Here is a 25,731-nt window from a genome sequence, read left to right on the forward strand (position 1 = left end):
CGCACATGAATGATTTGCAGCTCGACGACTTCAAGACCGACGAAAATGCCGCCATGGTGTTGTTGGTGGACGATCAGGCGATGATCGGCGAGGCGGTGCGGCGCGGGTTGTCGAACGAAGAAAACATCGACTTCCATTTCTGCGCCGACCCGCACCAGGCCGTTGCCCATGCGGTGCGCATCAAGCCGACGGTGATCCTCCAGGATCTGGTCATGCCAGGCCTGGATGGCCTGAGCCTGGTGCGTGAGTACCGCAACCACCCGGCGACCAAGGACATTCCGATCATCGTCCTGTCGACCAAGGAAGACCCACTGATCAAGAGCGCGGCCTTCGCGGCGGGGGCCAATGATTATCTGGTCAAACTGCCGGACAACATCGAACTGGTGGCGCGCATTCGCTATCACTCGCGTTCGTACATGACGCTGTTGCAGCGTGATGCGGCGTATCGCGCCTTGCGTGTCAGCCAGCAGCAGTTGCTCGACACCAACCTGGTGCTGCAACGCTTGATGAACTCCGATGGCCTGACCGGACTGTCGAACCGTCGGCATTTCGATGAATACATGGAACTTGAATGGCGCCGCTCGTTGCGTGAGCAGAGCCAATTGTCGCTGCTGATGATCGACGTGGACTATTTCAAGACCTACAACGACACCTTCGGCCACCTGGAAGGCGACGAAGCCCTGCGCAAAGTCGCGGCGGCAATCCGCGACGCCAGCGCCCGACCTTCGGACCTCCCGGCTCGTTACGGCGGCGAAGAATTCGCCCTGGTCCTGCCCAACACCTCTCAGGGCGGCGCGCGGCTGGTCGCGGAAAAACTGCGCATGACCGTCGAAGCCTTGAAAATCCCGCACATCTCGCCGAGCGAAGGATCAAGCCTGACCATCAGCATCGGCCTGTCGACCATCACTCCGGTGGCGGGCAGCAATTGCCGCGAACTGATCTCGGCGGCGGACAAGGGGCTGTATCTGGCGAAGAACAATGGGCGTAATCAGGTGGGGATTGAATAAACGAGCGATAGACGTTCGTTGTAGGAGCTGCCGAAGGCTGCGATCTTTTGATCTTTGCCGTTAAGTTAAAGCGACATCAAAAGATCGCGGCCTTCGGCAGCTCCTACAAGTGCTCGCCGCAATCTCCAAAACCATTCACCCCTAAAGCCGCCAAGCGGACTGCCGTTGGCGGCTGTTTGCCGTTATACTCGCCGGCTTTCAAAAGTTCGCCAACGAGTGCTGCCCGCCATGGAAATCAACCCGATCCTTAACAGTATCAAGGACCTGTCCGAGCGCTCCGAAACTATTCGGGGGTATCTTTGACTACGATCAAAAGCATGAGCGTCTGACTGAAGTCAATCGCGAGCTTGAAGATCCGAGTGTCTGGAACAACCCTGAGTACGCTCAGAACCTGGGTCGCGAGCGCTCGCTGCTGGCCCAGATCGTAGAAACCCTTGATGAGATGTCCAGCGGTCTGGCCGATGCCAAGGACTTGCTGTTGATGTCTGCCGAGGAAGAAGACCAGGCCGCCGTCGACGACGTAGCCCTTGAAGTGGAGCGTCTGCGCGAAGCCCTCGAGAAGCTCGAATTCCGTCGCATGTTCAGCGGTGAGATGGACGCCAACAACGCCTACCTGGACATCCAGGCCGGCTCCGGCGGTACCGAAGCGCAAGACTGGGCCAACATCCTGTTGCGCATGTACCTGCGCTGGGCTGACAAACGCGGCTTCGATGCGACCATCATGGAGCTGTCGGCCGGTGAAGTTGCCGGGATCAAGGGCGCTACCGTGCACATCAAGGGCGAATACGCCTTTGGCTGGCTGCGTACCGAAATCGGCGTGCACCGTCTGGTGCGCAAGAGCCCGTTCGACTCCGGCAACCGTCGTCACACCTCGTTCTCCGCGGTGTTCGTATCGCCGGAAATCGATGACAACATTGAAATCGACATCAACCCGTCGGACCTGCGGATCGATACCTATCGTTCCTCCGGTGCCGGTGGTCAGCACGTAAACACCACCGACTCGGCGGTACGTATCACCCACGTACCGACCAACACCGTGGTCAGCTGCCAGAACGAACGTTCCCAGCACGCGAACAAAGACACCGCGATGAAAATGCTGCGGGCGCGCTTGTACGAGCAGGAAGTGCAGAAACGCAACGCTGCCTCGCAAGCACTGGAAGACACCAAGTCGGATATCGGCTGGGGTCACCAGATCCGCTCGTACGTGCTCGATGCGTCGCGAATCAAGGATTTGCGCACTAACATCGAACGCAGCGACTGCGACAAGGTGCTCGACGGCGACATCGACGAATACCTGGTGGCCAGCCTGAAACAAGGGCTCTAAGGCCCGCCCTACAGACTTGTAGGAGCGAGGCTTGCCCGCGAACCCCGGCTCATGGCCGGGGGCAACGAACCTGTGATGGAATTTTTAAAGACATGAGCGACCTAGAACTCGACCCGCAAGCCCTGCAACAGGAAGAAAACTCCCTGATCGCCCTGCGCAAGGAAAAGCTTGCTGCCGAGCGCGCCAAGGGCAATGCCTTCCCGAACGACTTCCGCCGCGAAAACTACTGCGAAGACTTGCAGAAGCAGTACGCGGACAAGACCAAGGAAGAGCTGGCAGAGGCTGCAATCCCGGTCAAGGTTGCCGGTCGCATCATGCTCAACCGTGGCTCGTTCATGGTGATCCAGGACATGACCGGTCGCATTCAGGTTTACGTCAACCGTAAAACCCTGTCCGAAGACACCCTGGCCGCGGTGAAAACCTGGGACATGGGCGACATCATTGCCGCCGTTGGCACCCTGGCCCGTTCCGGCAAGGGCGACCTGTACGTTGAAATGACCGAAGTGCGCCTGCTGACCAAGTCGCTGCGCCCGCTGCCAGACAAGCACCACGGTCTGACCGACACCGAACAGCGCTACCGTCAGCGTTATGTTGACCTGATCGTCAACGAAGAAGTGCGCCAGACGTTCCGCGTGCGTTCGCAAGTCATCGCCCACATCCGCAGCTTCCTGATGAAGCGTGACTTCCTGGAAGTGGAAACGCCGATGCTGCAAACCATTCCGGGCGGCGCGGCAGCCAAGCCGTTTGAAACTCACCACAACGCGCTGGACATGGAAATGTTCCTGCGTATCGCCCCGGAGCTGTACCTCAAGCGTCTGGTGGTTGGCGGGTTTGAAAAGGTGTTCGAGATCAACCGCAACTTCCGTAACGAAGGCGTTTCGACTCGTCACAACCCTGAATTCACCATGTTGGAGTTCTACCAGGCTTACGCCGATTACGAAGACAACATGGACCTGACCGAAGAACTGTTCCGCGAGTTGGCGCAGCTGGTCCTGGGCAGCACCGACGTGCCGTACGGCGACAAGGTGTTCCACTTCGGCGAGCCGTTCGTGCGTCTGTCGGTTTTTGACTCGATCCTCAAGTACAACCCTGAGCTGACCGCTGACGACCTGAATGACATCGACAAGGCCCGCGCCATCGCCAAGAAAGCCGGTGCCAAAGTGCTGGGCTTCGAGGGTCTGGGCAAGCTGCAAGTGATGATTTTCGAAGAACTGGTCGAGCACAAGCTGGAACAGCCGCACTTCATTACTCAGTATCCGTTCGAAGTGTCGCCGCTGGCCCGTCGTAACGACGACAACCCGAACGTCACCGACCGTTTCGAACTGTTCATCGGTGGCCGCGAAATCGCCAACGCCTACTCCGAGTTGAACGACGCGGAAGACCAGGCCGAGCGTTTCATGGCGCAGGTGGCCGACAAGGACGCCGGCGACGACGAAGCCATGCACTACGACGCCGACTTCGTTCGCGCTTTGGAGTACGGCATGCCGCCAACGGCGGGTGAAGGCATCGGCATCGACCGTCTGGTGATGTTGCTGACCAACTCTCCGTCGATCCGCGACGTGATCCTGTTCCCGCACATGCGGCCGCAGGCATAAGTGTTTCAATTAAAAAGCCGCCTTTTCAGGCGGCTTTTTATTGCCTGTCTGGTACAAACGTATCAACTTGTTACTTTCATCTGAGAGGAAAGACCTGTCGTGAATCGTGCAATGGCTCAAGAAGGTGCAGCGGGTATCGCCACTGCGGTCGCTGAAAGTGTTCAGTACCAGGGCCGCAAGGCCAGCCGACAGGGCAGCGAGCAGCGTCGACAGGACATTCTCGATGCCGCGATGCGCATCGTCGTGCGCGATGGCGTGCGCGCCGTGCGCCATCGCGCGGTGGCTGCCGAGGCCGGTGTGCCGTTGTCGGCCACCACTTACTATTTCAAGGATATCGATGACTTGCTCACCGATACCTTCGCTCAATACGTCGAACGCAGCGCGGCCTACATGGCCAAACTGTGGGTGAACAACGAAGGGCTGCTGCGCGAGATGATCGACAGTGGCGACGGCAGTCCCGCCGCTCGGTCACGCCTGGCAGACGAAATTGCACGGCTGATGACCGATTATGTGCACCGCCAATTGGTCACCCGTCGTGAACACTTGATGGCCGAGCAGGCATTCCGTCAGGAAGCGTTGCTGAACCCGCGTCTGGCCGGGTTGGTGCGCTCGCATCAGCAAATTCTGTTGCAGGGTTCCTGCCAGCTTTTTCAGGTGTTGGGTTCTCATGAGCCACAACAGGATGCCAAAGTGTTGACGGCTATAATCGGACGGATGGAATATCAGGGCCTGCTCAACGACGCCGACCCAGCGGCCGAAGAGGAAATGCTCGGCATCCTTAAGCGGTATATGCACCTGGTACTCGCGTCGGTCTAATCCCTGTAGGAGCGAGCTTGCTCGCGATGGTCTGACATTCAACATCGTTGTTGTGTGACACACCGCGATCGCGAGCAAGCTCGCTCCTACAGGGGACGGCGTTGTTTCATAGGGAGTGTTGAATGAAAGCCTGGCGTGTCGTCGTGATCGCCTTGTCGTTCCTGCTGCTCAGTGGCTGCCTGGTGACCTTCAAGGAACCGCTGCCCACCAGCGAGCCCGCGCCCAAAGGGTTGCTCGGTAAGTGGACCAGCACCAACGCCTGGGGTGAGCCGGTCAACCTGGAGTTGACGCGCATCGGCGACAATCACTATCAGGCCGTCAGCTATTTCCGGGCCAAACCCAAAGAGCGCGAGGCCTATCCGTTCACGGTAACGCGCCATGGCAGCCGCTGGTATCTGTCGGCGAAAGTGCCGGCACAGTTCGGCGGAAACTTCACGATTGCCGGGTTCGAACTGACCGATAAACATGAACTGGTGGTCTACAACCTCGACCTTGAGCAGATCAATCAGGCCCTGCAGCAAAAAGCCCTGAACGGCGAAAGCTTTCAAACCAATGACGGCGATGGCGTGTTGATCAACAGCAACATGGAGCAGATTTCCGCTTACCTCGATGACCCGGCCAACTCCGATGTGTTCGTCGAAGTGGTGCGTTACCAACGCCAGGCCAAAGCCAAATAACCCCAGCACATAACGGTTTTACAGGAGTTTCGGGTGGACGATTACCAGCAGTCGATACGCATTTTGTCCGATCGCATTGTGCTGGCGCAGACGCCGATCCGCGTCCTTGATGCGGTCAAATGGGACGAGAACATCCGCAAGGGTTTCCTCAAGGCCAAGGGCAAGGAAATGCCGGCGGTGGATCGCGACTATTACCTGAACCGGCCACTATCGTTCGACTCCAGCAAAGTGAAGCTGGAGTTCCAGAACATCGAGCGCGACATCACCCGCCAGCTCGGCCAGTTCAACCCGGTCGGGCAGATCATGCGCCGCATGTGCAAGGAATACCGGATGGTGGTGCGCATGCTCGAAGCGCGCGGCACCGAGGATTTCGGTCTGATTTCCCAAGAACTGTACGGCGCTGCGTCCGACGCGTTCCATGCCGGCGACCCGACGCTGTCCGACCTGGGCATGATGTTGTCCGAGTACCTGAACAACATCGACGGTCGCGGCGACCTCAAGGATGAGCCGAAGACCTTGACCGCCAAGGACGCCGTCAACCTGCTGCAGACCCGCTTGAACAAAGTGTTCGGCGAGGCCGAGGAAACCATTCGGGTGTTCGAGTCCGACGGCATCGTTGCGGATGCGGCGGCGGGCGCCGACTACATCAAGATCCGCGCCGACGCGATGTTCAACGACCGCGACGTGCGGGCGCTGGAAGTCCATGAAGGGCTGGTGCACGTCGGCACCACCCTCAACGGCCTTAACCAGCCGATCTGCACCTTCCTCGCCAAGGGGCCGCCCTCGTCGACCGTGACTCAGGAAGGCCTGGCGATCCTGATGGAAATCATCACCTTCGCCTCTTACCCGAGCCGCCTGCGCAAACTTACCAACCGCACGCGGGCCATTCACATGGTGGAAGAGGGCGCCGACTTCCTGCAGGTGTTCGAGTTCTTCCGCGAGCAAGGTTTCGAAATGCCCGAGAGCTACAGCAACGCCAGTCGCGTTTTCCGTGGCTCGGTGCCGACAGGTCTGCCATTTACCAAAGACTTGTCCTACCTCAAGGGCTTCATCATGATTTACAACTACATTCAGTTGGCGGTGCGTAAAGGCAAGTTGGAGCAGATACCGCTGCTGTTCTGCGGCAAGACCACGCTGGAAGACATGCGCACCTTGCGTCAGTTGGTGGATGAAGGGTTGGTGGTGCCGCCGAAATATTTGCCGGAGCAGTTCCGTGACATGAACGCGTTGTCGGCGTGGATGTGCTTCTCCAACTTCCTGAATCACCTGAGCCTGGATCGGATCGAGGCGGATTACTCCAACATATTGTGATGCCGTCAAAAGATCGCAGCCTGCGGCAGCTCCTACATTGATCGAGTACATCCGCGACATTGCGGCATACACAAAACCTGTAGGAGCTGCCGAAGGCTGCGATCTTGGCGATTGGAGCCGTATCGAAAATCCCCAAATCAATTGCGAGGTTTCACCGGATGAGATTCCTCGGCATCCTCTGCCTTCTCCTGGCCTTGAGCGGTTGCAGTTCGCTGCTGTTCTACCCCGAATCCGGCCAGCTGTTCACCCCGGAAAAAGCCAAGCTCGAATACCGTGATGTCACGCTGGTCACCGCCGACGGACTCAAGTTGCACGGCTGGTGGCTGCCGGCGAAAAAAGGTGTCGAGGTCAAGGGCACGGTGCTGCACTTGCATGGCAACGGCGGCAATCTGCCGATGCACCTGGGCGGTAGCTACTGGTTGCCAGAGCAAGGCTATCAAGTGTTGCTGCTGGACTATCGCGGTTATGGCCTGTCCGAAGGCGAGCCCAGTCTGCCGGCGATTTATCAGGACATCGACGCCGCGTTCAAATGGCTCGACCAGGCGCCGGAGGTCAAGGGCAAACCGCTGATACTGCTCGGCCAAAGCCTCGGTGGTTCGATGGCGGTTCACTACCTTGGGCAACACCCCGAGCGGCAGAAACAACTCAAGGCGTTTGTGCTCGATGGCGTGCCCGCGAGCTACCGCAGCGTCGGTCAGTTTGCCCTGAGCCATTCATGGGCGCTGTGGGCATTCCAGGTGCCGCTGTCGTGGCTGGTGCCGGATGGCGACAGCGCGATCAATTCCATGGCGCAAGTCAACGGCGTGCCGAAACTGATCTACCACAGCATCGACGATCCGATCGTGCCTCTTTCCAATGGCATCCGACTGTATCAAGCTGCGCCGCCGCCAAGGGTGCTGCAATTGACCCGTGGCGGCCACGTGCAAACGTTCGCCGACCCGGTCTGGCGCAAAGTCATGCTGCGTTTTCTTGATGATCCGCAGCATTTCAACGGCCTGCGCCGCCTGGGTGAAGTCCCGAATTACCCGGCACCCCCGAATTCTGAAGATGAACCACCAGAGAGTCCGCAATGAGTGAAGAACGTAACGCCATCCCGCTGATCATCACCGGTATCTGCAGCATCCTCGGCACCGTAGGCGCCCTGTGGTGGTACGGCTACCTGCACTTCGCCAAGCCTGAGGATGCGTTGCTGCTCAACGAATTCACCATGCTCAAGACCGTGCCGGGCGAGGACTACAAAGTCTCCCTTGAGCCAGCGGCCCAAGTGGCCCAGTGCATCGATGGCGTGCTGGTGTTGTTCGATACCGAGCAGAAGGGCCTGAGCGGTGTGCTGATCAACGGCCAGAAAAAGGCTGTGCGTTGCATGGGGCAGGAAACACCGCAGAAGTTGCAACCGTGATCCCGCTGTAGGAGCGAGGCTTGCCCGCGAAGAACGATAACGCGATGTATCTGAGAGACCGCGTTGTCCCTTTCGCGGGCAAGCCTCGCTCCTACAGGGAATGTTGCAATGGTGATTACTGCGTGTTGGCACTGATCGCCGAACGCGGAATCACCGGCTGATTGTCATTGGAAATCGTCACTTCCACTCGACGGTTTTGCGCCCGGCCCGAGGTGCTGGCGTTATCCGCCACCGGGTATTCCTTGCCGTAACCTTGAGCGACGATGCGTGTCGGGTCGACGCCCATCTTCACCAGCGCCATCCGCACTGAACTGGCGCGACGCTCCGATAGCGACTGGTTGTGCGACGCCGTACCGGTGCTGTCGGTATAACCCTCGACGATCACTTTGCGGTCGGGGTTTTCCTGAAGGTACTGGGCCAGTTTGTTGATGTTCATCAAACCGTTGGATTTCAGCTCGGCCTTGTCGGTGGCGAACAGCACGTCGCCGAAAGTCACCAGCGTGCCGCGATCGGTTTGCTTGGCGTTAAGGCTGTCTTGCAGCTGTTTGATCTGCTGGTCGCGAGCATCCAGGCGAGCCTGGGCCCGTTGCGCCGAAGCGTTTTTCAGGTTGGCTTCAGCAGTGCGCAGGACGATGGTCTGCTTCGCCACTTCCACTCGCTGATTAGTCAAATACGCAAGTTGATCGACTTTGGCCGGGTCTTGCTTGTCCATGTAGGCCTTGTCAGCCTTGTCCAGATAATCGCTGGCGTCCTTGGTTTCCAGCGCCGCGACCTTGCTCGCCTGCGGATTGGCTTGCAGGCCGGAATAGTTGGTTCGGGCCTGTTCAAGGTTGGCGTTGGGTGGGGTCGAGCAAGCGGCCAATGCAACACTCGCAGCCAGCAGGGCAGGGATCATCAATTTGGAATTCATGGTTTCGTCCTTTTAGTCATGTAAGAAATACGTCGTGCCGCGCCGTTACTGAACGGTGCGCTGGCTTTCCTGACGCAGTTCCTGAACCCCTTGGCGAGAGTCCTTCACCGCTTGTTCGGCTTTCATCGCCTGGGCTTTGCGCTCGGCGACGCGAGCGTCCCATTCGGCTTGCTCGGCCAGGGTTTTGGCTTGGTCATACTTCTTGTCGTGCATGGCGATTTCGGCTTGTTTGAGCTTGTCCTGCGCCGATTTCATTTCCACTGCGGCGAATTCAGTACCGCCAGCGCTGACCGCGTTGTTGACCGCCGATTCGGTCACGGCGAATTGCTCGGTCGGTGGATTGCCGGCGCAACCCGCCAGTACGAGGCTGCCGCCAATGGCGAGCGCGGTCATTTTCAGGTTTCGGGTAAACGAGGCTTTGCCAGTTCGGGTTTTCATGGTCTTCAACTCCATTGGGCTAACTCCTGAACAACGAAAAAATCCATCCTGGGCGAGGAGCCGCAACCATCGTTTTCGGGGTGTTTTGATACGGCCGTCCCAGGGGGGGTACTTGGATTGACCCGAGGCGTTTTTTAAAAGTTCAGAGAAATTGGCCTGTCGCCGAAAAAGCTCTGATCGGAGAGACAAGGCTCTAAATCGGGGCAGAAAATCAAAAGATCGCAGCCTTCGGCAGCTCCTGCAGGGAAATGCATTCCAAATGTAGGAGCTGCCGAAGGCTGCGATCTTTTGATCTTATTGGTCGTCTGAATCAGTGTTTCTGCTTGTCGCTACCCGCCGATAAATCGTGCAAATGACGACGGGACAACGCGAGAAAACGCGGGGTCGGACCGACGTCTTCATACAGCGGATCGCCTTCTTCATCGGTGGCGACCACGGTCGAGCCCTTCACATACGGAAAACTCTTTTCCAGTTCTTCCAGGGCGGCGCCGATCAGCTCTCCGAGCAGTTCTTCGGGTTGCCGTTTCGGGTACATCTCGGTAATCGCCGCTAACCGTGCGGCAGCTTCCACATCCAGATGAATCGTGTAGCCCGTCTGGGTCAGGCGACCCTTGGCGTTTTCTTCCCAATGCTGGGCTAATTCGCGGATTTTCATAATGACCTCATGACGCGCCTGCTCGTGGCAGGCCGGGTGAGTATCCGGCATTGGCCGGCGACAGCCGTTGTACGGCTTACTGTTCAGACTAGCTTCAACGCCCAAGGTTTAAAGTCCCTTCGTCGTCTTGCTTGTAAGAAGCCGTTTGGAACGGCACTCTCTAGCTTCTTGGCCGCCCCGGATTTATTGCTGGAGAACTGCTGATGTCTGATATTGATGCACGCTTGCGCGAAGACGTTCACCTGTTGGGTGAGCTGCTGGGCAACACCATTCGTGAACAGTACGGTGATGACTTCCTCGACAAGATCGAGCAGATCCGCAAGGGCGCCAAGGCGGACCGTCGGGGTTCGATGGATGCCGAGCTGAGCGCCAGCCTCAACCAGCTGACCGAAGACGAGTTGCTGCCAGTAGCGCGAGCGTTCAACCAGTTTCTCAACCTGGCCAACATTGCCGAGCAATACCAACTGATTCACCGCCGCGAAGAATCCAAAGCGGCCCCGTTCGAAGCACGCGTGCTGCCGGAACTGCTGGCGCGTCTGCGCGCCGAAGGGCATGGCGCCGAGTCCCTGGCCCGACAACTGGGCCGGCTGGAGATTGAGCTGGTGCTGACCGCGCACCCAACCGAAGTTGCACGGCGTACCCTGATCCAGAAGTACGACGCCATTGCTGCGCAACTGGCGGCCCTGGACCATCGCGATCTCACCGGCGCCGAGCGCGACAAGATCAAGTCGACGTTGCAGCGTTTGATCGCTGAAGCCTGGCACACCGAAGAAATCCGCCGCACGCGTCCGACCCCCGTAGACGAGGCCAAATGGGGCTTCGCGGTGATCGAACACTCGCTGTGGCACGCCATCCCCAATTACCTGCGCAAGGCCGATCAGGCCCTGCATGCCGCCACTGGCCTGCGTTTGCCGTTAGAGGCAGCACCGATTCGCTTTGCTTCATGGATGGGCGGCGACCGCGACGGCAATCCCAACGTGACTGCGACCGTAACCCGTGAAGTGTTGTTGCTGGCACGGTGGATGGCCGCCGATTTGTACCTGCGTGATGTCGATCACCTCGCTGCCGATTTGTCGATGCAGCAAGCCAGTGACGCGCTGAAAGCCAAGTCTGGCGAGAGTGCGGAACCGTATCGTGCGGTGCTCAAACAACTTCGCGAACGTCTGCGTGCTACACGTAACTGGGCGCATACGTCGCTGACGACACCGACGCCTGCACCCGCCGACGTCCTGCAAAACAACCGCGACCTGCTCGATCCGCTAGAACTCTGCTACCACTCGCTGCACGAATGCGGCATGGGCGTGATTGCCGACGGTCCGTTACTCGATTGCCTGCGCCGTGCGGTGACCTTCGGCCTGTTCCTGGTGCGTCTCGATGTGCGTCAGGATTCGTCACGGCATAGCGCTGCCATGACCGAAATCACTGATTACCTCGGCCTCGGTCGTTATGAAGACTGGAGTGAAGAGGAGCGCATCACGTTTCTGATGCGCGAACTGAGCAGCCGCCGGCCGTTGTTGCCGGCCCACTACAAACCATCCGCCGACACCGCTGAAGTACTGGAGACCTGTAAGGTAATAGCCGCCGCGCCAGGTGCGTCCCTCGGTTCGTACGTGATCTCCATGGCGGGTGCCGCTTCCGACGTGCTGGCCGTGCAACTGCTGCTCAAAGAGTCTGGTGTGTTGCGGCCGATGCGCGTGGTGCCACTGTTCGAAACCCTCGCCGACCTCGACAACGCCGGCCCGGTGATCGAAAAACTGTTGCTGCTGCCGGGTTATCGCTCGCGCCTGCAAGGGCCGCAGGAAGTGATGATCGGTTATTCCGACTCGGCCAAGGACGCTGGCACCACTGCGGCGGCGTGGGCGCAGTATCGGGCGCAGGAGCGTCTGGTCGACATCTGCCGCGAACAACAAGTGGAGCTGCTGCTGTTCCACGGTCGCGGCGGTACCGTGGGGCGTGGCGGCGGCCCGGCGCATGCGGCTATTCTGTCGCAGCCGCCGGGTTCGGTCGCGGGGCGTTTCCGCACCACCGAGCAGGGGGAAATGATTCGTTTCAAATTCGGCCTGCCAGACATCGCCGAACAAAACCTCAATCTGTATTTGGCTGCGGTGCTCGAAGCGACGTTGCTGCCACCACCGCCACCCACGCCCGAGTGGCGCCATTTGATGGACGAATTAGCGGCGGATGGCGTCAGCGCTTACCGTGCCGTGGTGCGGGAAAATCCTCAATTCGTCGAGTACTTCCGCCAGTCGACCCCGGAACAGGAACTCGGTCGCTTGCCGTTGGGCAGTCGCCCGGCCAAGCGCCGCGCCGGCGGGATCGAAAGCCTGCGGGCGATCCCGTGGATTTTCGGCTGGACCCAGACCCGGCTGATGCTGCCGGCCTGGCTCGGTTGGGAGGCCGCGCTCAGCAAGGCACTGGAGCGCGGCGAAGGTGAGCTGTTGGGGCAAATGCGCGAGCAATGGCCGTTCTTCCGTACCCGTATCGACATGTTGGAAATGGTGCTGGCCAAGGCCGATGCGGACATCGCCCAGTCCTACGATGAGCGTCTGGTCGAGCCGAACTTGTTGCCGTTGGGCGCGCACTTACGCGACCTATTGTCGCAGGCATGCGCCATCGTGCTTGGGCTGACCGGTCAGTCTCAGCTACTGGCACATAGCCCAGATACCCTGGAATTCATCCGTTTACGCAACACTTACCTCGACCCGCTTCATCTATTGCAGGCCGAATTGCTGGCACGTTCGCGACAACAGGATGTGGCACAGGGCAGCCCGGTAGAGCAGGCGCTGCTGGTGTCTGTGGCGGGGATTGCCGCCGGATTGCGAAATACCGGCTAAGGTTTTTGCCGTGGGGTCAGGCATCCGGCGCACGGGGCGGATGCCGCCCGACGGCGGGTGTAAATGTGCTGCCAAGCGACAGTTAATGATGGGGTTGCGACTAGGGGAACCGCGCCGAAAGGTCACAGGAAGCGGCGGTTTCTCCGACTTTTGGCGGCTTGTGTGGGCGCAGCCTGCTGTGTATCTTGATCAGCCTTTGGCCGTTTGGGCGGCCACGACCCTATTTTTGAGATTGGCCCCACGAGGCGAATCTGACGTTATCTATATAAAAAATTGAGGAGCACATCGATGCGCGTCATTCTGCTGGGAGCTCCCGGGGCCGGTAAAGGTACTCAGGCTAAGTTCATCACCGAGAAATTCGGCATTCCGCAAATCTCCACCGGCGACATGCTGCGTGCAGCGGTCAAGGCCGGCACCGAGCTGGGCCTGATCGCCAAGAGCGTCATGGACAGCGGCGGTCTGGTTTCCGATGACCTGATCATCAATCTGGTCAAGGAACGCATCAGCCAGGCTGATTGCGCCAACGGTTTCCTGTTCGACGGTTTTCCGCGCACCATTCCCCAGGCTGAAGCCTTGGTGAAAGCCGGCGTGGAGCTGGATCACGTGGTCGAAATCGACGTCAAGGACGAAGACATCGTCCAGCGTATCGCCGGTCGCCGGGTGCACGAGGCTTCAGGCCGCGTTTACCACATCGTCTACAACCCGCCTAAAATTGCCGGCAAAGACGACATCACCGGTGAAGAGCTGGTGCAGCGTAAAGACGATACCGAAGAAACCGTGCGTCATCGTCTGTCGGTCTACCATGCCCAGACCGAGCCACTGGTGAAGTTTTACCAGGAGCTGTCCGCAGCTCAGGGCAAACCGAAGTACAGCCACATCGAAGGTGTTGGCTCGGTTGAAGCGATCACCGGCAAGGTGCTTGAAGCGCTGAACTGAAAAGTCTGAGCGCTTTATCTTCTACGGCCCGCTTGCGGGCCGTAGTTGTTTATACTGACGCACTTTTTTCTGACCTCTCTTACGGAAACATCGATGAGTACCTTGCTGGCCCTGGACACCGCGACTGAAGCTTGCTCCGTTGCCTTGCTGCATGACGGCAAAGTCACGAGCCATTACGAGGTGATCCCGCGCCTGCATGCGCAGAAGTTGCTGCCGATGATCCAGCAACTGCTGGCCGATGCCGGCACCACGCTGCAAGCGGTCGATGCCATCGCTTTCGGCCGTGGGCCGGGCGCATTTACCGGCGTGCGCATCGCCATCGGTGTGGTGCAAGGCCTGGCGTTTGCCCTGGATCGCCCGGTGTTGCCGGTGTCGAACCTGGCAGTGCTGGCCCAGCGTGCTTATCGCGAGCATGGTGCCCATCAAGTCGCGGCTGCCATCGATGCGCGGATGGACGAAGTGTATTGGGGTTGCTACCGCGAGACGGCGGGGGAGATGCGATTGGCGGGCGCTGAAGCCGTGTTGCCACCGGAAGTGGCGGCATTGCCGACAGATGCCAGCGGCGAATGGTTTGGCGCGGGCACCGGTTGGGGGTATGCCGAGCGCATCGCCGTTAACCTGAGTGGCCACGACGCGGGCATGTTGCCCCATGCCGAAGACTTGCTGACCCTGGCGCGGTTCGCCTGGGCGCGTGGCGAGGCGATCGTGGCCGATGAAGCGCAGCCGGTTTATCTGCGCGATAAAGTCGCGACGCCCAAGGCGCGGTGAATACTCGGTACCGTGTCAAACTATTCGCGGGCAAGCCTCGCTCCTACAGGCCTGCGCAAAACCTTGTAGGAGCGAGGCTTGCCCCCGAAGACGATCTCATTGACAAGCCAATCGTCAGTTTCTAACCCCGGCTTTTAAACCTTTTGCTTTTTATGTGTTCTAGTTATCACTCGGCTGTTTGCGAAGTGGGATATGCGCCACTAAACTGCCATCACTGATACCGAGCATGCACTTATGCGTATAGACGGCGTTTCCTCTCAGTCCTACCCCATCAAGCGCAAGCCCCGCAAAGGCTCAGTGGTGGAAGACGAGTCTGTCGATATCGAAGGCGAGCTGGAGTTTCCGTCCGAAGAGCAACTGGCCGCCCGTGCCGCCAAAGCCTCTGCGCAAAAACTGAGCAATCTTCCCGCCCGTCAGCAGGACATGCTTTACCACCGTGCCATGAGCAAAAGTGTGGCGATGGCCCTGGCCAGCTACCTGAGCACCGCCGGTTTCGTCGATTGGGATGCGGAAGTGCTGGGTCTCGACCTGTATATCTGATGTTGCTGCCTTACTACCTCGGTTGCCCGTCCTGGAGTGAAAACGCCTGGCGCGATTACCTGTATCCGCCCGACGCCAAACCCGCCGAATTTCTAAATCTTTATTCTCAAGTATTCAACGCCGTGGAAGGCAATACGACCTTCTACGCGAGTCCGGCTGCCAGCACCGTGCAACGTTGGGCCGAAACCCTGCCCGAGCACTTTCGCTTCACCGCCAAGTTCCCCGGCGACATCAGCCACGGCGGGGATCTGCGCGAACAACTGACCGCCGCTGAAACCTTCACCCGGTTGCTCAGCCCTCTGGGTGAGCGAGTGTCGCCGCTGTGGTTGCAGCTCTCGAAAAGCTTTACACCACAACGCTTGCCCGAGCTGGCCGGGTTCATCGATGCCCTGGAGCGGCCATTGGCGGTGGAAGTGCGGCATGACGATTTCTTCGCCAAGGGTGACAGCGAGCGGAGGCTCAATCGCTTGCTGCTTGATCGCGGCGTCGAGCGCATTTGCCTCGATCCGCGCGCGCTTTTTAGCTGCACCTCGACCGATGCGTCGGTGCTCCACGCCCAATCGAAAAAGCCCAGGGTTCCGACACGCCCGGCGGCGTTTACGCAATTTCCGCAGGTACGTTTTATCGGTCATCCGCAACTGGAGGCCAATGATCCGTTTCTTGAGCCGTGGGTGGAGAAAATCGCCGCGTGGATCGAAGAGGGCCGCACGCCGTACATCTTCCTGCACACCGCCGACAACGTGCTGGCAGCGAAACTGGCGCAACGTTTCCACGCCAGATTGATGCTGCGTTTGCCTGGCTTGCCAGCGCTGCCTGAGCTATACAGAGAACCCTCCGCGGAGCAACTTGGCCTGCTCTGAAGCGGATTCGTTCCCCTTTCCAGGAGCCTGCCAATGGACGCGCAAACCCTTCGAGCCCAAGCCTTCAAAGCCCTGCACGAGCGCAACGGTGCCTTCGTCATTCCCAATCCGTGGGACGCCGGTTCGGCAAAAATGCTCGCCAGCCTGGGCTTCGAGGCGCTGGCGACTACCAGTGCCGGTTATGCTTTTTCCAAGGCGCGTCCCGATGGCGGGCTGTCCCTGGACGACACCTTGATGAACGTTCAGGCGATTGTCGCGGCCTCTGACCTGCCCGTCGCGGTCGATCTGGAAAACGGTTTTGCCGACAACCCGGCGGACTGCGCAAAAAGTATTTTACGGGCCGCAGAAGTCGGCGCGGTCGGTGGTTCGATTGAAGACGCCACGGGCCGTGAAGAAGGCCCGATCTACTGTTTCGAGCATGCCGTGGCACGCATCGAGTCCGCCGTCGCTGCCGCCCGCAGCTTGCCGTTCCCTTTCACGCTGACGGCGCGAGCCGAGAACTTTCTGCATGGCAATCCCGACCTCGACGACACCATTCGCCGCTTGCAGGCATTTGGCGAAGCCGGTGCCGGCGTGCTGTATGCGCCGGGCCTGCGCAGCGCTGAAGACGTACTGGCGGTGGTGCGTGCCGTGGCACCAAAACCGGTCAACGTGTTGATGTCCGGCGGCTTGAAACTGACGGTACAGCAGTTGAGCGAAATGGGCGTCAAACGCATCAGTGTCGGTTCAGCGCTGGCACTGGCGGCCTATGGCGAATTTTTCCGCGCCGCCGAAGAGATCCGCGATTCGGGCACGTTCAGCTTCACCTCCCGCTCCATGCCGTTCCAGCAGGCCAACTCACTGTTCAAAGGCTGAACATGCGATTTGCCAGAGTGTTGTCGGTGCTGGCATTGATCATGGGCGCGGCGACGGTGAGTGTCTGGCGCGGTTGGGTCTCGTTGCCGCCGCAATGGAATCCCTGGGCACCGCTGGACGTGAAGGCGGCTCCGAACCTGTTGACCCGCTACAAGCTGATGCGGCTGCGCGATGATCCGCAGCTATGCACGCAGGCCTTGAGCAGCTCCGGATTACGCGTGATCCGCCAGGCCAACAATCCTGACGCCAAATGCCCGTTAACCGATGCCCTGCGTGTACAAGGTGGCGACGTGGCCCTGAGCAGCAGTTTTCTCGCCAGTTGTCGCCTGGCGGTGTCCTTTGCACTGTTCGAGCGTCACGCGCTGCAACCCGCCGCGCAGGCGATCTATGGGCAAGCGGTCACGCGGGTCGATCATCTTGGCAGTTTCGCCTGCCGTAATGTCTACGGCCGCGAGACCGGCAGGCTCAGCCAGCATGCTTCGGCCAATGCGCTGGATATCTCCGGTTTCCGCCTGGCCGATGGCCGAACCATCAGCGTGCTCAAGGATTGGCCAAAGGACAACCGCGATGCGCAGTTTCTAAGACGGGTTCGCGATGGCGCCTGCGACCTGTTCAGTGTGGTGTTGAGCCCGGATTACAACGCTGCCCATCGCAACCACTTTCATGTGGATGTGGGGCCCTGGTGGCTTTGTAGGTAAGGAGGTCGCAGAGGCGATCGCCGAGGGTCAGGCAGCGAGGCGCAGGTTCTGCAGGATGATCGGGCGCGCCCAACCATTATCGAAATCGAGTTGTTTCTGTTGTTCAACCAGTTCTTCAGGCGAGAACGGCGGGAAAGGCTTGTCCAGCAGATCGAGGTCGAACTCGGCAATTGGCAAGTGCAACGGGCGCGGTTGTGGTGCCGGGCCGGCTGCTGGCACTGGCTGACCGGCGGTCAACACGATCGGACGTACCCAGCCGCTTTCGAAGTTCTGTTGTTTTTGCTGCGCCGCGATTTCTTGCGGCGGGAACGGTGGGAAAGGTTTGTCGGCCAGGTCCATTTCGAACTCGGCAATTGGCAGGAACAGCGGCTCGGGTGGGCGAACGATAGTGTCCGTCACATCGCATTCACGCTGGGACACGATATGCGCGAGCAAGTCGCTGCCAACGGTGGGTTCAACAGGGCTTTCGAGATCGACAGGTGGGAAGTTCAGCGATTCAGGCAGCACATCACCCGACTGTTCGGCCAGCGCACGGGCAAAGAAATCCTGCCAGATGTGACTGACGCCGCTCAGGGCCTGGGTGTTTCGCAGGTTGTAGTCGCCGTAGGGCGAGATAAAACCTGTGAATGTGGGTTGAATGTCTGACATTGCTCTCGGTCGACGCTCAGGTCTGGCAAAATGCTCGATAGTTTTGTTATCGGCCGTTTTTGCCGATCATTAATTTTTTGAGCGTGTTTTCTGATGATTGATCAACCTGCGGCCTGCCGCATCCATGTCGAGGCCCTGAGTGCGGCTTTCGAGCCACAAGCCGAGCAATGGGCCGAACGCCTGGGGTTGCCGTTGCGGGTGACTGACGGCGAGTTTGCCTTGCAGGTGGGTGAGCAGGGTTTGCAGCTGCAACAGCTGGGGCCGGACGCGCCAGGCCCGGTGCGGGTGGACTTCGTCGAAGGTGGCGCGGCGCATCGTCGGTTGTATGGCGGTGGCAGCGGGCAAATGATTGCCAAGGCGGTGGGCGTCGCCCAAGGCGTGCGTCCGCGCGTTCTGGATGCCACGGCAGGCCTGGGCAAGGATGCGTTCGTGCTGGCCAGCCTGGGTTGCGAGATGAGCCTGATCGAGCGTCAGCCGCTGATTGGTGCCTTGCTCGAAGATGGCCTGGAGCGTGGCGCGGAAGATTTTGACGTGGCGCCGATCGTGGCGCGCATGCGTCTGCTCAAGGGCAACTCGATTGAGGTGATGCGCAACTGGGAAGGTGAACCACCGCAGGTGATCTACCTTGACCCGATGTTCCCGCACCGTGAAAAAACCGCGCTGGTGAAGAAGGAAATGCGCCTGTTCCGGCCACTGGTGGGTGATGATCCTGATGCGCCGGCGTTGCTTGAAGCCGCACTGGCCCTGGCCAGCCACCGCGTGGTGGTCAAGCGCCCGCGCAAGGCACCGTGCATTCAAGGGCCGAAGCCGAGTCATGCGCTGGATGGTAAATCCAGCCGGTATGACATTTATCCGAAAAAGGCGCTCAAGCCTTAAAAGATCGCAGCTTGCGGCAGCTCAGGATTGGGTTTGCATCGCCCGATGTAGGAGCTGCAGAAGGCTGCGATCTTTTTGCAGACAGCGCTGAATCAAGGCCGATAAGCCCGCATAAACAACGCCACCACTTCCTGCACATGGCTCTCGGCCGCCTCTCCGGTCAGCGGCTCGCCGCAGCCATACAACAAGCGAAAATTCCCCGCACCCTTGAGCAGGCAAAAGAAGTGCTCCGCCGCGTTGTGCGGTTTGTCGATGCTCAGCGCGCCACTCTGATCGACCTTGGTCAGCAAGCGTTCCATGCCATGCAGCATGCGCTGCGGCCCAGCCTCGAAGAAGATCAGCGAGAGTTTCGGGTCCTGGCTCCCCAGCGTCATCATCAATCGATGCAGGTTCACCGATTCATCGCTGTTGATCAGCTGATGAAACCCGCGCGCGATGTTCAGCAGCACGGCTTCCACGGCCACGCCGTCAGGCAACTCGAAAAACAGCGTCGGCAACTGCTCTTCGCACTTGGCCACCACGGCGGCGGAGAACAGCGTCTCCTTGTCGTTGAAATGGCTGTAGACGGTCAGCTTCGACACACCGGCCTCGGCCGCCACGGCGTCCATGCTGGTGCTGGCGTAACCCTTGGTCAGAAACAGAGTTTTCGCCGCATCGAGGATCGCCTGGCGCTTGGCCAGATCCTTGGGACGGCCCGGGCCGTTAGGTGCTGAAAGATTGTTCGGCATATTCGCTTTTATTACTGGACTGGTGAGTTTGCTATTAATAACATACTGGCCAGTATAATTATTCCAAGCACCATTAGCGAAAGGTCCTTCACCATGTTCCGCTATGCCTTGCCCCTCGCATTGCCAGTCAGTCTGGCGTTTTTATTGACTGCGTGTGGTCACGAAGAGGCGCCTCAAGTCAGCATTCGACCGGCCATGGTGGTCCAGCCAGAGCCTTCGGCGCAGGCGATGGAAAGCTATCCTGGTGAAGTCCGCGCCCGTTACGAGCCGGATCTGGCGTTTCGCATTGGCGGCAAAGTCAGCCGACGACTGGTCGAGGAAGGGCAGCGGGTCAAGGCCGACCAACCGCTGGCGGAACTCGATCCCCAGGACGTGCGCCTGCAACTGGAAGCCACGCGCGCCCAGGTTGCCGCCGCTGAAGCCAACCTCAATCTGGTGCGCTCCGAACGCGATCGCTACAAGACCCTGATGGACCGTCAACTGGTTAGCCATTCGCAGTACGACAACGCCGAAAACCTTTACCGCTCCGGTGAAGCGCGCCTGAAGCAAATCAAAGCCGAATTCAACGTCTCGACCAATCAGGCCAGTTACGCCGTGCTGCGTGCGCCGCAGGATGGCGTGGTAGCGATGCGCGCGGTGGAAGTCGGGCAAGTGGTGGCGGCCGGGCAAACGGTGTTTACCCTCGCCACCGATGGCGAGCGTGAAGTGTTAATCAGCCTGCCGGAGCAGAGCTTCGGCCGCTTCAAAGTCGGCCAGCCGGTGTCGGTGGAGTTGTGGACGCAACCGGATCAGCGCTTCGCCGGGCACATCCGCGAGTTGTCGCCGTCGGCCGATCCGAAATCCCGCACGTTCGCAGCCCGCATTGCATTCACCGGCGGCAAGGTTCCTGCCGAACTTGGGCAGAGCGCCCGGGTGTTCGTGCAGACCGCCGAAGTGATTGCGTTGTCGGTGCCGCTGTCGGCGTTGACCGCGGAAAACGGCGTGACCTACGTCTGGGTCGTCAGCGCCAACAACACCTTGAAGAAGACTCCGGTGCGGATCGGCGCCTTCGGTGAAAAAACCGTTCCGGTGCTTGAAGGTCTCAATGCCAGCGACTGGGTGGTGGCCGCTGGCGTCCATGTGCTTCTGGACGGGCAGCCCGTGCGCCCGGTGGATCGCTCCAACCGCGTGGTCAATCTGGCGGACAAGGAGTAATCCCCGATGGGCTTCAATCTTTCCGAATGGGCGCTGCGTAATCGCCAGATCGTACTGTTCCTGATGCTGTTGCTGGCAATCGTCGGCGCGCTGTCCTACACCAAGCTCGGCCAAAGCGAAGATCCGCCGTTTACCTTCAAAGCCATGGTGATCCGCACCAACTGGCCGGGTGCGACGGCGCAGGAGGTCTCGCGGCAGGTCACTGAGCGCATTGAAAAGAAGCTGATGGAAACCGGCGAGTACGAGCGCATTGTGTCGTTCTCCCGACCGGGTGAATCCCAGGTGACGTTCATCGCGCGCGATTCCATGCACTCCGTGGAAATCCCGGACCTCTGGTATCAGGTGCGCAAGAAGGTCAGCGACATCCGCCATACCTTGCCGCCAGGCATTCAGGGGCCGTTTTTCAACGACGAATTCGGCACCACGTTCGGCAATATCTATGCGCTGACCGGCGACGGCTTCGACTACGCCGTGCTCAAGGACTACGCCGACCGTATCCAGATCCAGCTGCAACGGGTCAAGGATGTGGGCAAGGTCGAGCTGCTCGGGTTGCAGGACGAAAAAATCTGGATCGAACTCTCCAACGTCAAACTCGCCACCCTCGGTTTGCCATTGGCCGCGGTGCAGCAGGCACTGGAAGAACAGAACGCGGTCTCCACCGCCGGTTTTTTCGAAACCAGCAGCGAGCGATTGCAGCTACGGGTCTCGGGGAATTTTCAGACAGTCGATGAGATAAAAAACTTTCCGATACGCGTCGGTGATCGCACGTTCCGTATTTCTGACGTGGCCGACGTACGCCGTGGTTTCAATGACCCACCGGCACCGCGCATGCGCTTCATGGCTCAGGACGCTATCGGTCTGGCCGTGGCCATGAAGGACGGTGGCGACATTCTGGTACTGGGCAAAGCCCTGGAAATCGAATTCGCCCGCATCCAGAAAAACCTCCCGGCCGGCATGCAACTGAGCAAGGTTTCCGATCAACCGGCCGCAGTAAAAACCGGCGTCGGCGAGTTCGTCCAAGTGTTGGTGGAAGCCTTGGCGATTGTGCTGCTGGTGAGTTTTTTCTCCCTCGGCGTGCGCACCGGCATGGTGGTCGCGTTGGCGATTCCGCTGGTGTTGGCGATGACGTTTGCCTGCATGTATTACCTCGGCATCGGATTGCACAAGATTTCCCTCGGCGCACTGGTTTTGGCGTTGGGCTTGCTGGTGGACGACGCGATCATCGCCGTGGAAATGATGGCGATCAAAATGGAGCAGGGCTTCGATCGGGTCAAAGCGGCGAGCTATGCCTGGACCAGCACCGCGTTCCCGATGCTCACCGGTACGCTGATTACTGCCGCGGGTTTCCTGCCGATTGCCACCGCGCAATCAGGCACCGGTGAATACACCCGCTCGATCTTCCAGGTGGTGACCATTGCGTTGCTCGCATCATGGGTAGCGGCCGTGGTTTTTGTACCGTACCTCGGGGAAAAACTCCTGCCAGACCTGGCGAAAATTCACGCCGCCAAACACGGAACGGGCCAACCCGATCCTTATGGCACACCGTTCTATCAGCGCGTCAGACGCCTGGTTGAGTGGTGTGTGCGCTGGCGCAAAACGGTCATCACGCTGACCGTTGTATTGTTCATTGCGTCCATCGTGTTGTTCCGCTTTGTGCCACAACAGTTCTTCCCTGCATCGGGGCGACTGGAATTGATGGTTGACCTGAAACTGGCGGAAGGCGCTTCCCTGAGCAACACCGCCGAAGAGGTCAAACGTCTTGAAGCGCTGCTCAAGGACAAGGCCGGGATCGACAACTACGTGGCCTACATCGGCACCGGCTCGCCGCGATTCTACCTACCGCTGGACCAGCAACTTCCCGCAGCAAGCTTCGCCCAGTTCGTCGTATTGGCTAAAACCATCGAGGAGCGTGAAACCCTGCGCACGTGGCTGATCGAAACCCTCAACGAACAATTCCCGGCCCTGCGTTCGCGGGTGACGCGTCTGGAAAACGGTCCGCCCGTTGGTTATCCGGTGCAGTTCCGGGTGACCGGTGAGCACATCGAGGAAGTTCGCGCACTGGCACGTAAAGTCGCAGCCAAGGTTCGGGAAAACCCGCATGTGGTCAACGTCCACCTGGACTGGGAAGAACCGAGCAAAGTCGTGTACCTGAACGTTGATCAAGACCGTGCGCGGGCTCTGGGTGTCACCACGGCGAATCTGTCGAAGTTTTTGCAGAGTTCACTGACCGGTTCCAGCGTCAGCCAGTACCGCGAAGACAACGAGTTGATCGAGATCCTGTTGCGCGGCACGTTGCATGAGCGCACCGAATTGTCGTTGCTGCCAAGCCTCGCGGTGCCGACTGATAACGGTCGCAGCGTGGCGCTGTCGCAGATCGCGACGCTGGAGTACGGCTTCGAAGAAGGCGTCATCTGGCACCGAAACCGTCTGCCCAACGTGACTGTCCGCGCCGACATCTATGGCAAGGAACAACCGGCGACGCTGGTGCAGCAGATCATGCCGACGCTCGATCCGATTCGTGCCGAACTGCCCGATGGATACTTGCTGGATGTCGGCGGCACCGTAGAAGATTCGGCGCGGGGGCAGAACTCGGTGAAGGCCGGCGTACCGCTATTCATCGTGGTGGTGCTGACGTTGCTGATGCTGCAACTGCGCAGTTTCTCACGCACGGCGATGGTGTTTCTGACAGCGCCGTTAGGGCTGATCGGCGTAACGCTGTTTCTGCTGGTGTTCCGTCAGCCGTTTGGGTTTGTGGCCATGCTTGGGACCATCGCCTTGTCGGGAATGATCATGCGTAACTCGGTGATTCTGGTGGACCAGATCGAGCAGGACATCGCTGCCGGGTTGAAGCCTTGGCAGGCGATTATCGAAGCGACGGTGCGACGGTTCCGGCCGATTGTGCTGACGGCGCTGGCGGCGGTGCTGGCGATGATCCCGCTGTCGCGCAGTGTGTTCTTCGGGCCGATGGCCGTCGCGATCATGGGCGGGTTGATTGTGGCAACGGCGCTGACGTTGCTGTTTTTGCCAGCGCTGTATGCGGCGTGGTTCAGAGTCAAAAAAGAACCGGCGTAATCCAACACGCCACTGTAGGAGTTGCCGCAGGCCGCGATCTTTTGATCTTGCTCTTAAGAACAAGATCAAAAGATCGCAGCCTGCGGCAGCTCCTACATTTATTTCGGAACGGTCTGATATTGAGAGGCTAGGGGCTAAATGGTGTACTCAAAACTCAGTCATATGAGTGTTTGAGTACCGTGCCAACGAAAAAACCACCCTTGTTGAAGGGCCGGTCCGACCCGGTATTCGATCGGCTGGGGCAATCTCCGCACAAGGAACGCCTCGCGGACTATCTCGCTCTGCTAAAGCCTTTGGACGATCAGGGACGTTACCTGCCGTTCGATGAGTTGCGCTATCGCTGGGCGCCGGGGCTGGATTCGAACCTGTGCTGGGCCTTGGTCAAAAAGGCCCGAGCCGCGCAGTACGCCAGCCTTCTGCCGCTGGGTGAGCCCACTGCGTGGGGCCAATTCCTGCTTACACCGGTCGCACAGAAAGCTATTTCAGCGGTCGACCGCCAAGCCACCACTGCTGCGCTGGAGTACATGACCAGCCAGATTGGTGAGCGTGCGCATTTCAGCTATTTACTCAATGACCTGATCGAAGACGAAGCTATCAGCAGCAGCCAACTCGAAGGCGCGGCGACCACGACCCGTGTGGCCAAGGAAATGCTCAAGCGCCATCGACTGCCGCGTACACCGGACGAGCGAATGGTGATCGGCAATTACAAGATGATGAATTTCGCCTGGGAAAAACGTTACGAACCCTTGAGTATCGAGTTGATCGTGGCACTGCATAGCGTTGGCGTTGCAGGCATCGACGATGCGCAGTATTCGCCAGGTGAGTTGCGGGTCAATGACGACGTGGTGGTGCAGGATGGCGAGGGCAACACGGTTCATGTACCGCCGCCCGCAGCACGCCTCGCGCAACGGTTGCAGAGTTTGTCGACGTGGATCAATCAGTCCCACAACGATCCCGATCAAGTGGATTACCTGCATCCATTAATCAAGGGCATCGCGCTGCATTTTGCTCTGGGTTATGAGCATCCTTTTCGCGATGGCAATGGGCGCGTCGCGCGGGCGTTGTTTTACTGGTTCATGTTCAAGAATGACTTCTCGGCGTTTCGCTATATCGCGATCAGCATCCTGCTGCGCAATGCGCCGGTGAAATATGGGCGTTCGTATCTCAATACCGAAGCGGATGATCTCGACTTGACGTACTTCATCGATTTCCAGTGCTCGGTGATTTTGCGTGCTGTCGGGGGCTTTACCGAGGCATACCGGAAAAGTTTGATCAATGCAGAGCGCTTTGATCGATGGTTGTCAGCGTCAGGTTTTTTTGACCGGCTGACAGAGAAGCAGCGCACGGTCTATCAAGTTGCCAAGAGTGGGATGGCCAAGGAGTTTACGGCAGACAACGTGAAGGAACATTTGGGGTGTTCCTACAAGACAGCGACGTCGATGTTGAACGGATTAGTTGAGCTGAACCTGTTCGAGAAACGGAAGATGGGCAGGGAGTGGGTGTTCTTTTTACGCGGAACCCCGTAGGAGCTGCCGCAGGCTGCGATCTTAAGAGCAAGATCAAAAGATCGCAGCCTGCGGCAGCTCCTAC

The 25,731-nt window shown here is 59.2% G+C and carries 24 protein-coding genes; 19 read left to right on the forward strand and 5 right to left on the reverse strand.

The window, feature by feature from the left end:
- Positions 1 to 5: 5 nt before the first annotated feature.
- From KUF73_RS05690 to KUF73_RS05725, 8 genes are all read left to right on the forward strand, one after another.
- Positions 6 to 1,007, forward strand: a complete 1,002-nt coding sequence (locus tag KUF73_RS05690; RefSeq protein ID WP_218437083.1) for a PleD family two-component system response regulator — start codon at positions 6 to 8, stop codon at positions 1,005 to 1,007.
- 228 nt (positions 1,008 to 1,235) lie between these two features.
- Positions 1,236 to 2,331, forward strand: a protein-coding gene (prfB, locus tag KUF73_RS05695) for a peptide chain release factor 2 (protein WP_218437084.1) whose coding sequence is annotated in 2 segments (ribosomal slippage) — positions 1,236 to 1,307 and positions 1,309 to 2,331 — 1,095 coding nt in all. Because the reading frame shifts where the segments join, the coding sequence is not laid out codon by codon here.
- A gap of 92 nt (positions 2,332 to 2,423) precedes the next feature.
- On the forward strand, positions 2,424 to 3,926 hold the full coding sequence (gene lysS, locus KUF73_RS05700) for a lysine--tRNA ligase (protein ID WP_218437085.1): 1,503 nt from the start codon (positions 2,424 to 2,426) through the stop codon (positions 3,924 to 3,926).
- 99 nt (positions 3,927 to 4,025) lie between these two features.
- A complete protein-coding gene (locus tag KUF73_RS05705) occupies positions 4,026 to 4,742 on the forward strand; it encodes a TetR/AcrR family transcriptional regulator (RefSeq protein ID WP_218437086.1) in 717 nt (238 codons plus the stop codon).
- 122 nt (positions 4,743 to 4,864) lie between these two features.
- A complete protein-coding gene (locus KUF73_RS05710) occupies positions 4,865 to 5,419 on the forward strand; it encodes a hypothetical protein (protein ID WP_218437087.1) in 555 nt (184 codons plus the stop codon).
- A 33-nt stretch (positions 5,420 to 5,452) separates the two neighbouring features.
- On the forward strand, positions 5,453 to 6,730 hold the full coding sequence (locus tag KUF73_RS05715; RefSeq protein ID WP_218437088.1) for a flavohemoglobin expression-modulating QEGLA motif protein: 1,278 nt from the start codon (positions 5,453 to 5,455) through the stop codon (positions 6,728 to 6,730).
- 158 nt (positions 6,731 to 6,888) lie between these two features.
- A complete protein-coding gene (locus tag KUF73_RS05720; protein WP_218437089.1) occupies positions 6,889 to 7,803 on the forward strand; it encodes an alpha/beta hydrolase in 915 nt (304 codons plus the stop codon).
- Positions 7,800 to 8,129 (forward strand): hypothetical protein, encoded by a 330-nt coding sequence (locus KUF73_RS05725; RefSeq protein ID WP_218437090.1) that lies wholly within the window; start codon positions 7,800 to 7,802, stop codon positions 8,127 to 8,129. Before KUF73_RS05720 ends, KUF73_RS05725 begins: the two co-directional genes overlap by 4 nt.
- A 115-nt stretch (positions 8,130 to 8,244) precedes the next feature.
- Here the strand turns inward: KUF73_RS05725 and KUF73_RS05730 are convergent, their stop codons facing one another.
- The 3 genes from KUF73_RS05730 to KUF73_RS05740 form a co-directional block, all read right to left on the reverse strand.
- Positions 8,245 to 9,039 (reverse strand): OmpA family protein, encoded by a 795-nt coding sequence (locus tag KUF73_RS05730; RefSeq protein ID WP_218437091.1) that lies wholly within the window; start codon positions 9,037 to 9,039, stop codon positions 8,245 to 8,247.
- A 45-nt stretch (positions 9,040 to 9,084) separates the two neighbouring features.
- Entirely contained in the window at positions 9,085 to 9,492 is a 408-nt protein-coding gene (locus tag KUF73_RS05735; protein WP_218437092.1) for a DUF4398 domain-containing protein, read from the reverse strand.
- A gap of 295 nt (positions 9,493 to 9,787) precedes the next feature.
- Positions 9,788 to 10,132: a pilin assembly protein gene (locus tag KUF73_RS05740; protein ID WP_218437093.1), complete on the reverse strand. Its 345-nt coding sequence runs from the start codon at positions 10,130 to 10,132 to the stop codon at positions 9,788 to 9,790.
- Between the two features lie 203 nt (positions 10,133 to 10,335).
- Here KUF73_RS05740 and ppc point away from each other — a divergent pair, with 203 nt between their 5' ends.
- From ppc to KUF73_RS05775, 7 genes are all read left to right on the forward strand, one after another.
- Entirely contained in the window at positions 10,336 to 12,966 is a 2,631-nt protein-coding gene (ppc, locus tag KUF73_RS05745; RefSeq protein WP_218437094.1) for a phosphoenolpyruvate carboxylase, read from the forward strand.
- A gap of 288 nt (positions 12,967 to 13,254) precedes the next feature.
- Positions 13,255 to 13,902 carry an adenylate kinase gene (gene adk, locus KUF73_RS05750; protein WP_218437095.1) on the forward strand — a complete coding sequence of 216 codons (648 nt, stop codon included), beginning with the start codon at positions 13,255 to 13,257 and terminating at the stop codon, positions 13,900 to 13,902.
- 93 nt (positions 13,903 to 13,995) lie between these two features.
- Entirely contained in the window at positions 13,996 to 14,670 is a 675-nt protein-coding gene (tsaB, locus tag KUF73_RS05755) for a tRNA (adenosine(37)-N6)-threonylcarbamoyltransferase complex dimerization subunit type 1 TsaB (protein ID WP_218437096.1), read from the forward strand.
- Between the two features lie 234 nt (positions 14,671 to 14,904).
- Entirely contained in the window at positions 14,905 to 15,210 is a 306-nt protein-coding gene (locus tag KUF73_RS05760; protein WP_218437097.1) for a hypothetical protein, read from the forward strand.
- Entirely contained in the window at positions 15,210 to 16,070 is an 861-nt protein-coding gene (locus tag KUF73_RS05765; protein ID WP_218437098.1) for a DUF72 domain-containing protein, read from the forward strand. Before KUF73_RS05760 ends, KUF73_RS05765 begins: the two co-directional genes overlap by 1 nt.
- Positions 16,071 to 16,103: 33 nt before the next feature.
- Positions 16,104 to 16,925 (forward strand): oxaloacetate decarboxylase, encoded by an 822-nt coding sequence (locus tag KUF73_RS05770; protein WP_218437099.1) that lies wholly within the window; start codon positions 16,104 to 16,106, stop codon positions 16,923 to 16,925.
- A gap of 2 nt (positions 16,926 to 16,927) precedes the next feature.
- Positions 16,928 to 17,623 (forward strand): extensin family protein, encoded by a 696-nt coding sequence (locus tag KUF73_RS05775; protein ID WP_218437100.1) that lies wholly within the window; start codon positions 16,928 to 16,930, stop codon positions 17,621 to 17,623.
- 27 nt (positions 17,624 to 17,650) lie between these two features.
- On the opposite strand, the gene KUF73_RS05780 is transcribed toward KUF73_RS05775, so the two are convergent.
- Positions 17,651 to 18,271, reverse strand: coding sequence for an energy transducer TonB (locus KUF73_RS05780; protein ID WP_218437101.1), 621 nt, complete (start codon positions 18,269 to 18,271; stop codon positions 17,651 to 17,653).
- A gap of 93 nt (positions 18,272 to 18,364) precedes the next feature.
- Between KUF73_RS05780 and KUF73_RS05785 the strand changes: the two genes are divergently transcribed.
- Positions 18,365 to 19,147, forward strand: a complete 783-nt coding sequence (locus tag KUF73_RS05785; protein WP_371135403.1) for a class I SAM-dependent methyltransferase — start codon at positions 18,365 to 18,367, stop codon at positions 19,145 to 19,147.
- A 92-nt stretch (positions 19,148 to 19,239) separates the two neighbouring features.
- Here the strand turns inward: KUF73_RS05785 and KUF73_RS05790 are convergent, their stop codons facing one another.
- The gene (locus tag KUF73_RS05790) at positions 19,240 to 19,875 is read right to left on the reverse strand and encodes a TetR/AcrR family transcriptional regulator (protein WP_218437102.1); all 636 of its coding nucleotides are present in this window, start codon (positions 19,873 to 19,875) and stop codon (positions 19,240 to 19,242) included.
- 93 nt (positions 19,876 to 19,968) lie between these two features.
- Between KUF73_RS05790 and KUF73_RS05795 the strand changes: the two genes are divergently transcribed.
- From KUF73_RS05795 to KUF73_RS05805, 3 genes are all read left to right on the forward strand, one after another.
- Entirely contained in the window at positions 19,969 to 21,069 is a 1,101-nt protein-coding gene (locus tag KUF73_RS05795) for an efflux RND transporter periplasmic adaptor subunit (protein ID WP_218437103.1), read from the forward strand.
- A gap of 6 nt (positions 21,070 to 21,075) precedes the next feature.
- Positions 21,076 to 24,141 carry an efflux RND transporter permease subunit gene (locus KUF73_RS05800; protein ID WP_218437104.1) on the forward strand — a complete coding sequence of 1,022 codons (3,066 nt, stop codon included), beginning with the start codon at positions 21,076 to 21,078 and terminating at the stop codon, positions 24,139 to 24,141.
- A 179-nt stretch (positions 24,142 to 24,320) separates the two neighbouring features.
- A complete protein-coding gene (locus KUF73_RS05805; protein ID WP_218437105.1) occupies positions 24,321 to 25,667 on the forward strand; it encodes a Fic family protein in 1,347 nt (448 codons plus the stop codon).
- Positions 25,668 to 25,731: the final 64 nt, after the last annotated feature.

It is taken from the genome of Pseudomonas sp. PD9R, assembly GCF_019200975.1.
Lineage (GTDB): Bacteria > Pseudomonadota > Gammaproteobacteria > Pseudomonadales > Pseudomonadaceae > Aquipseudomonas.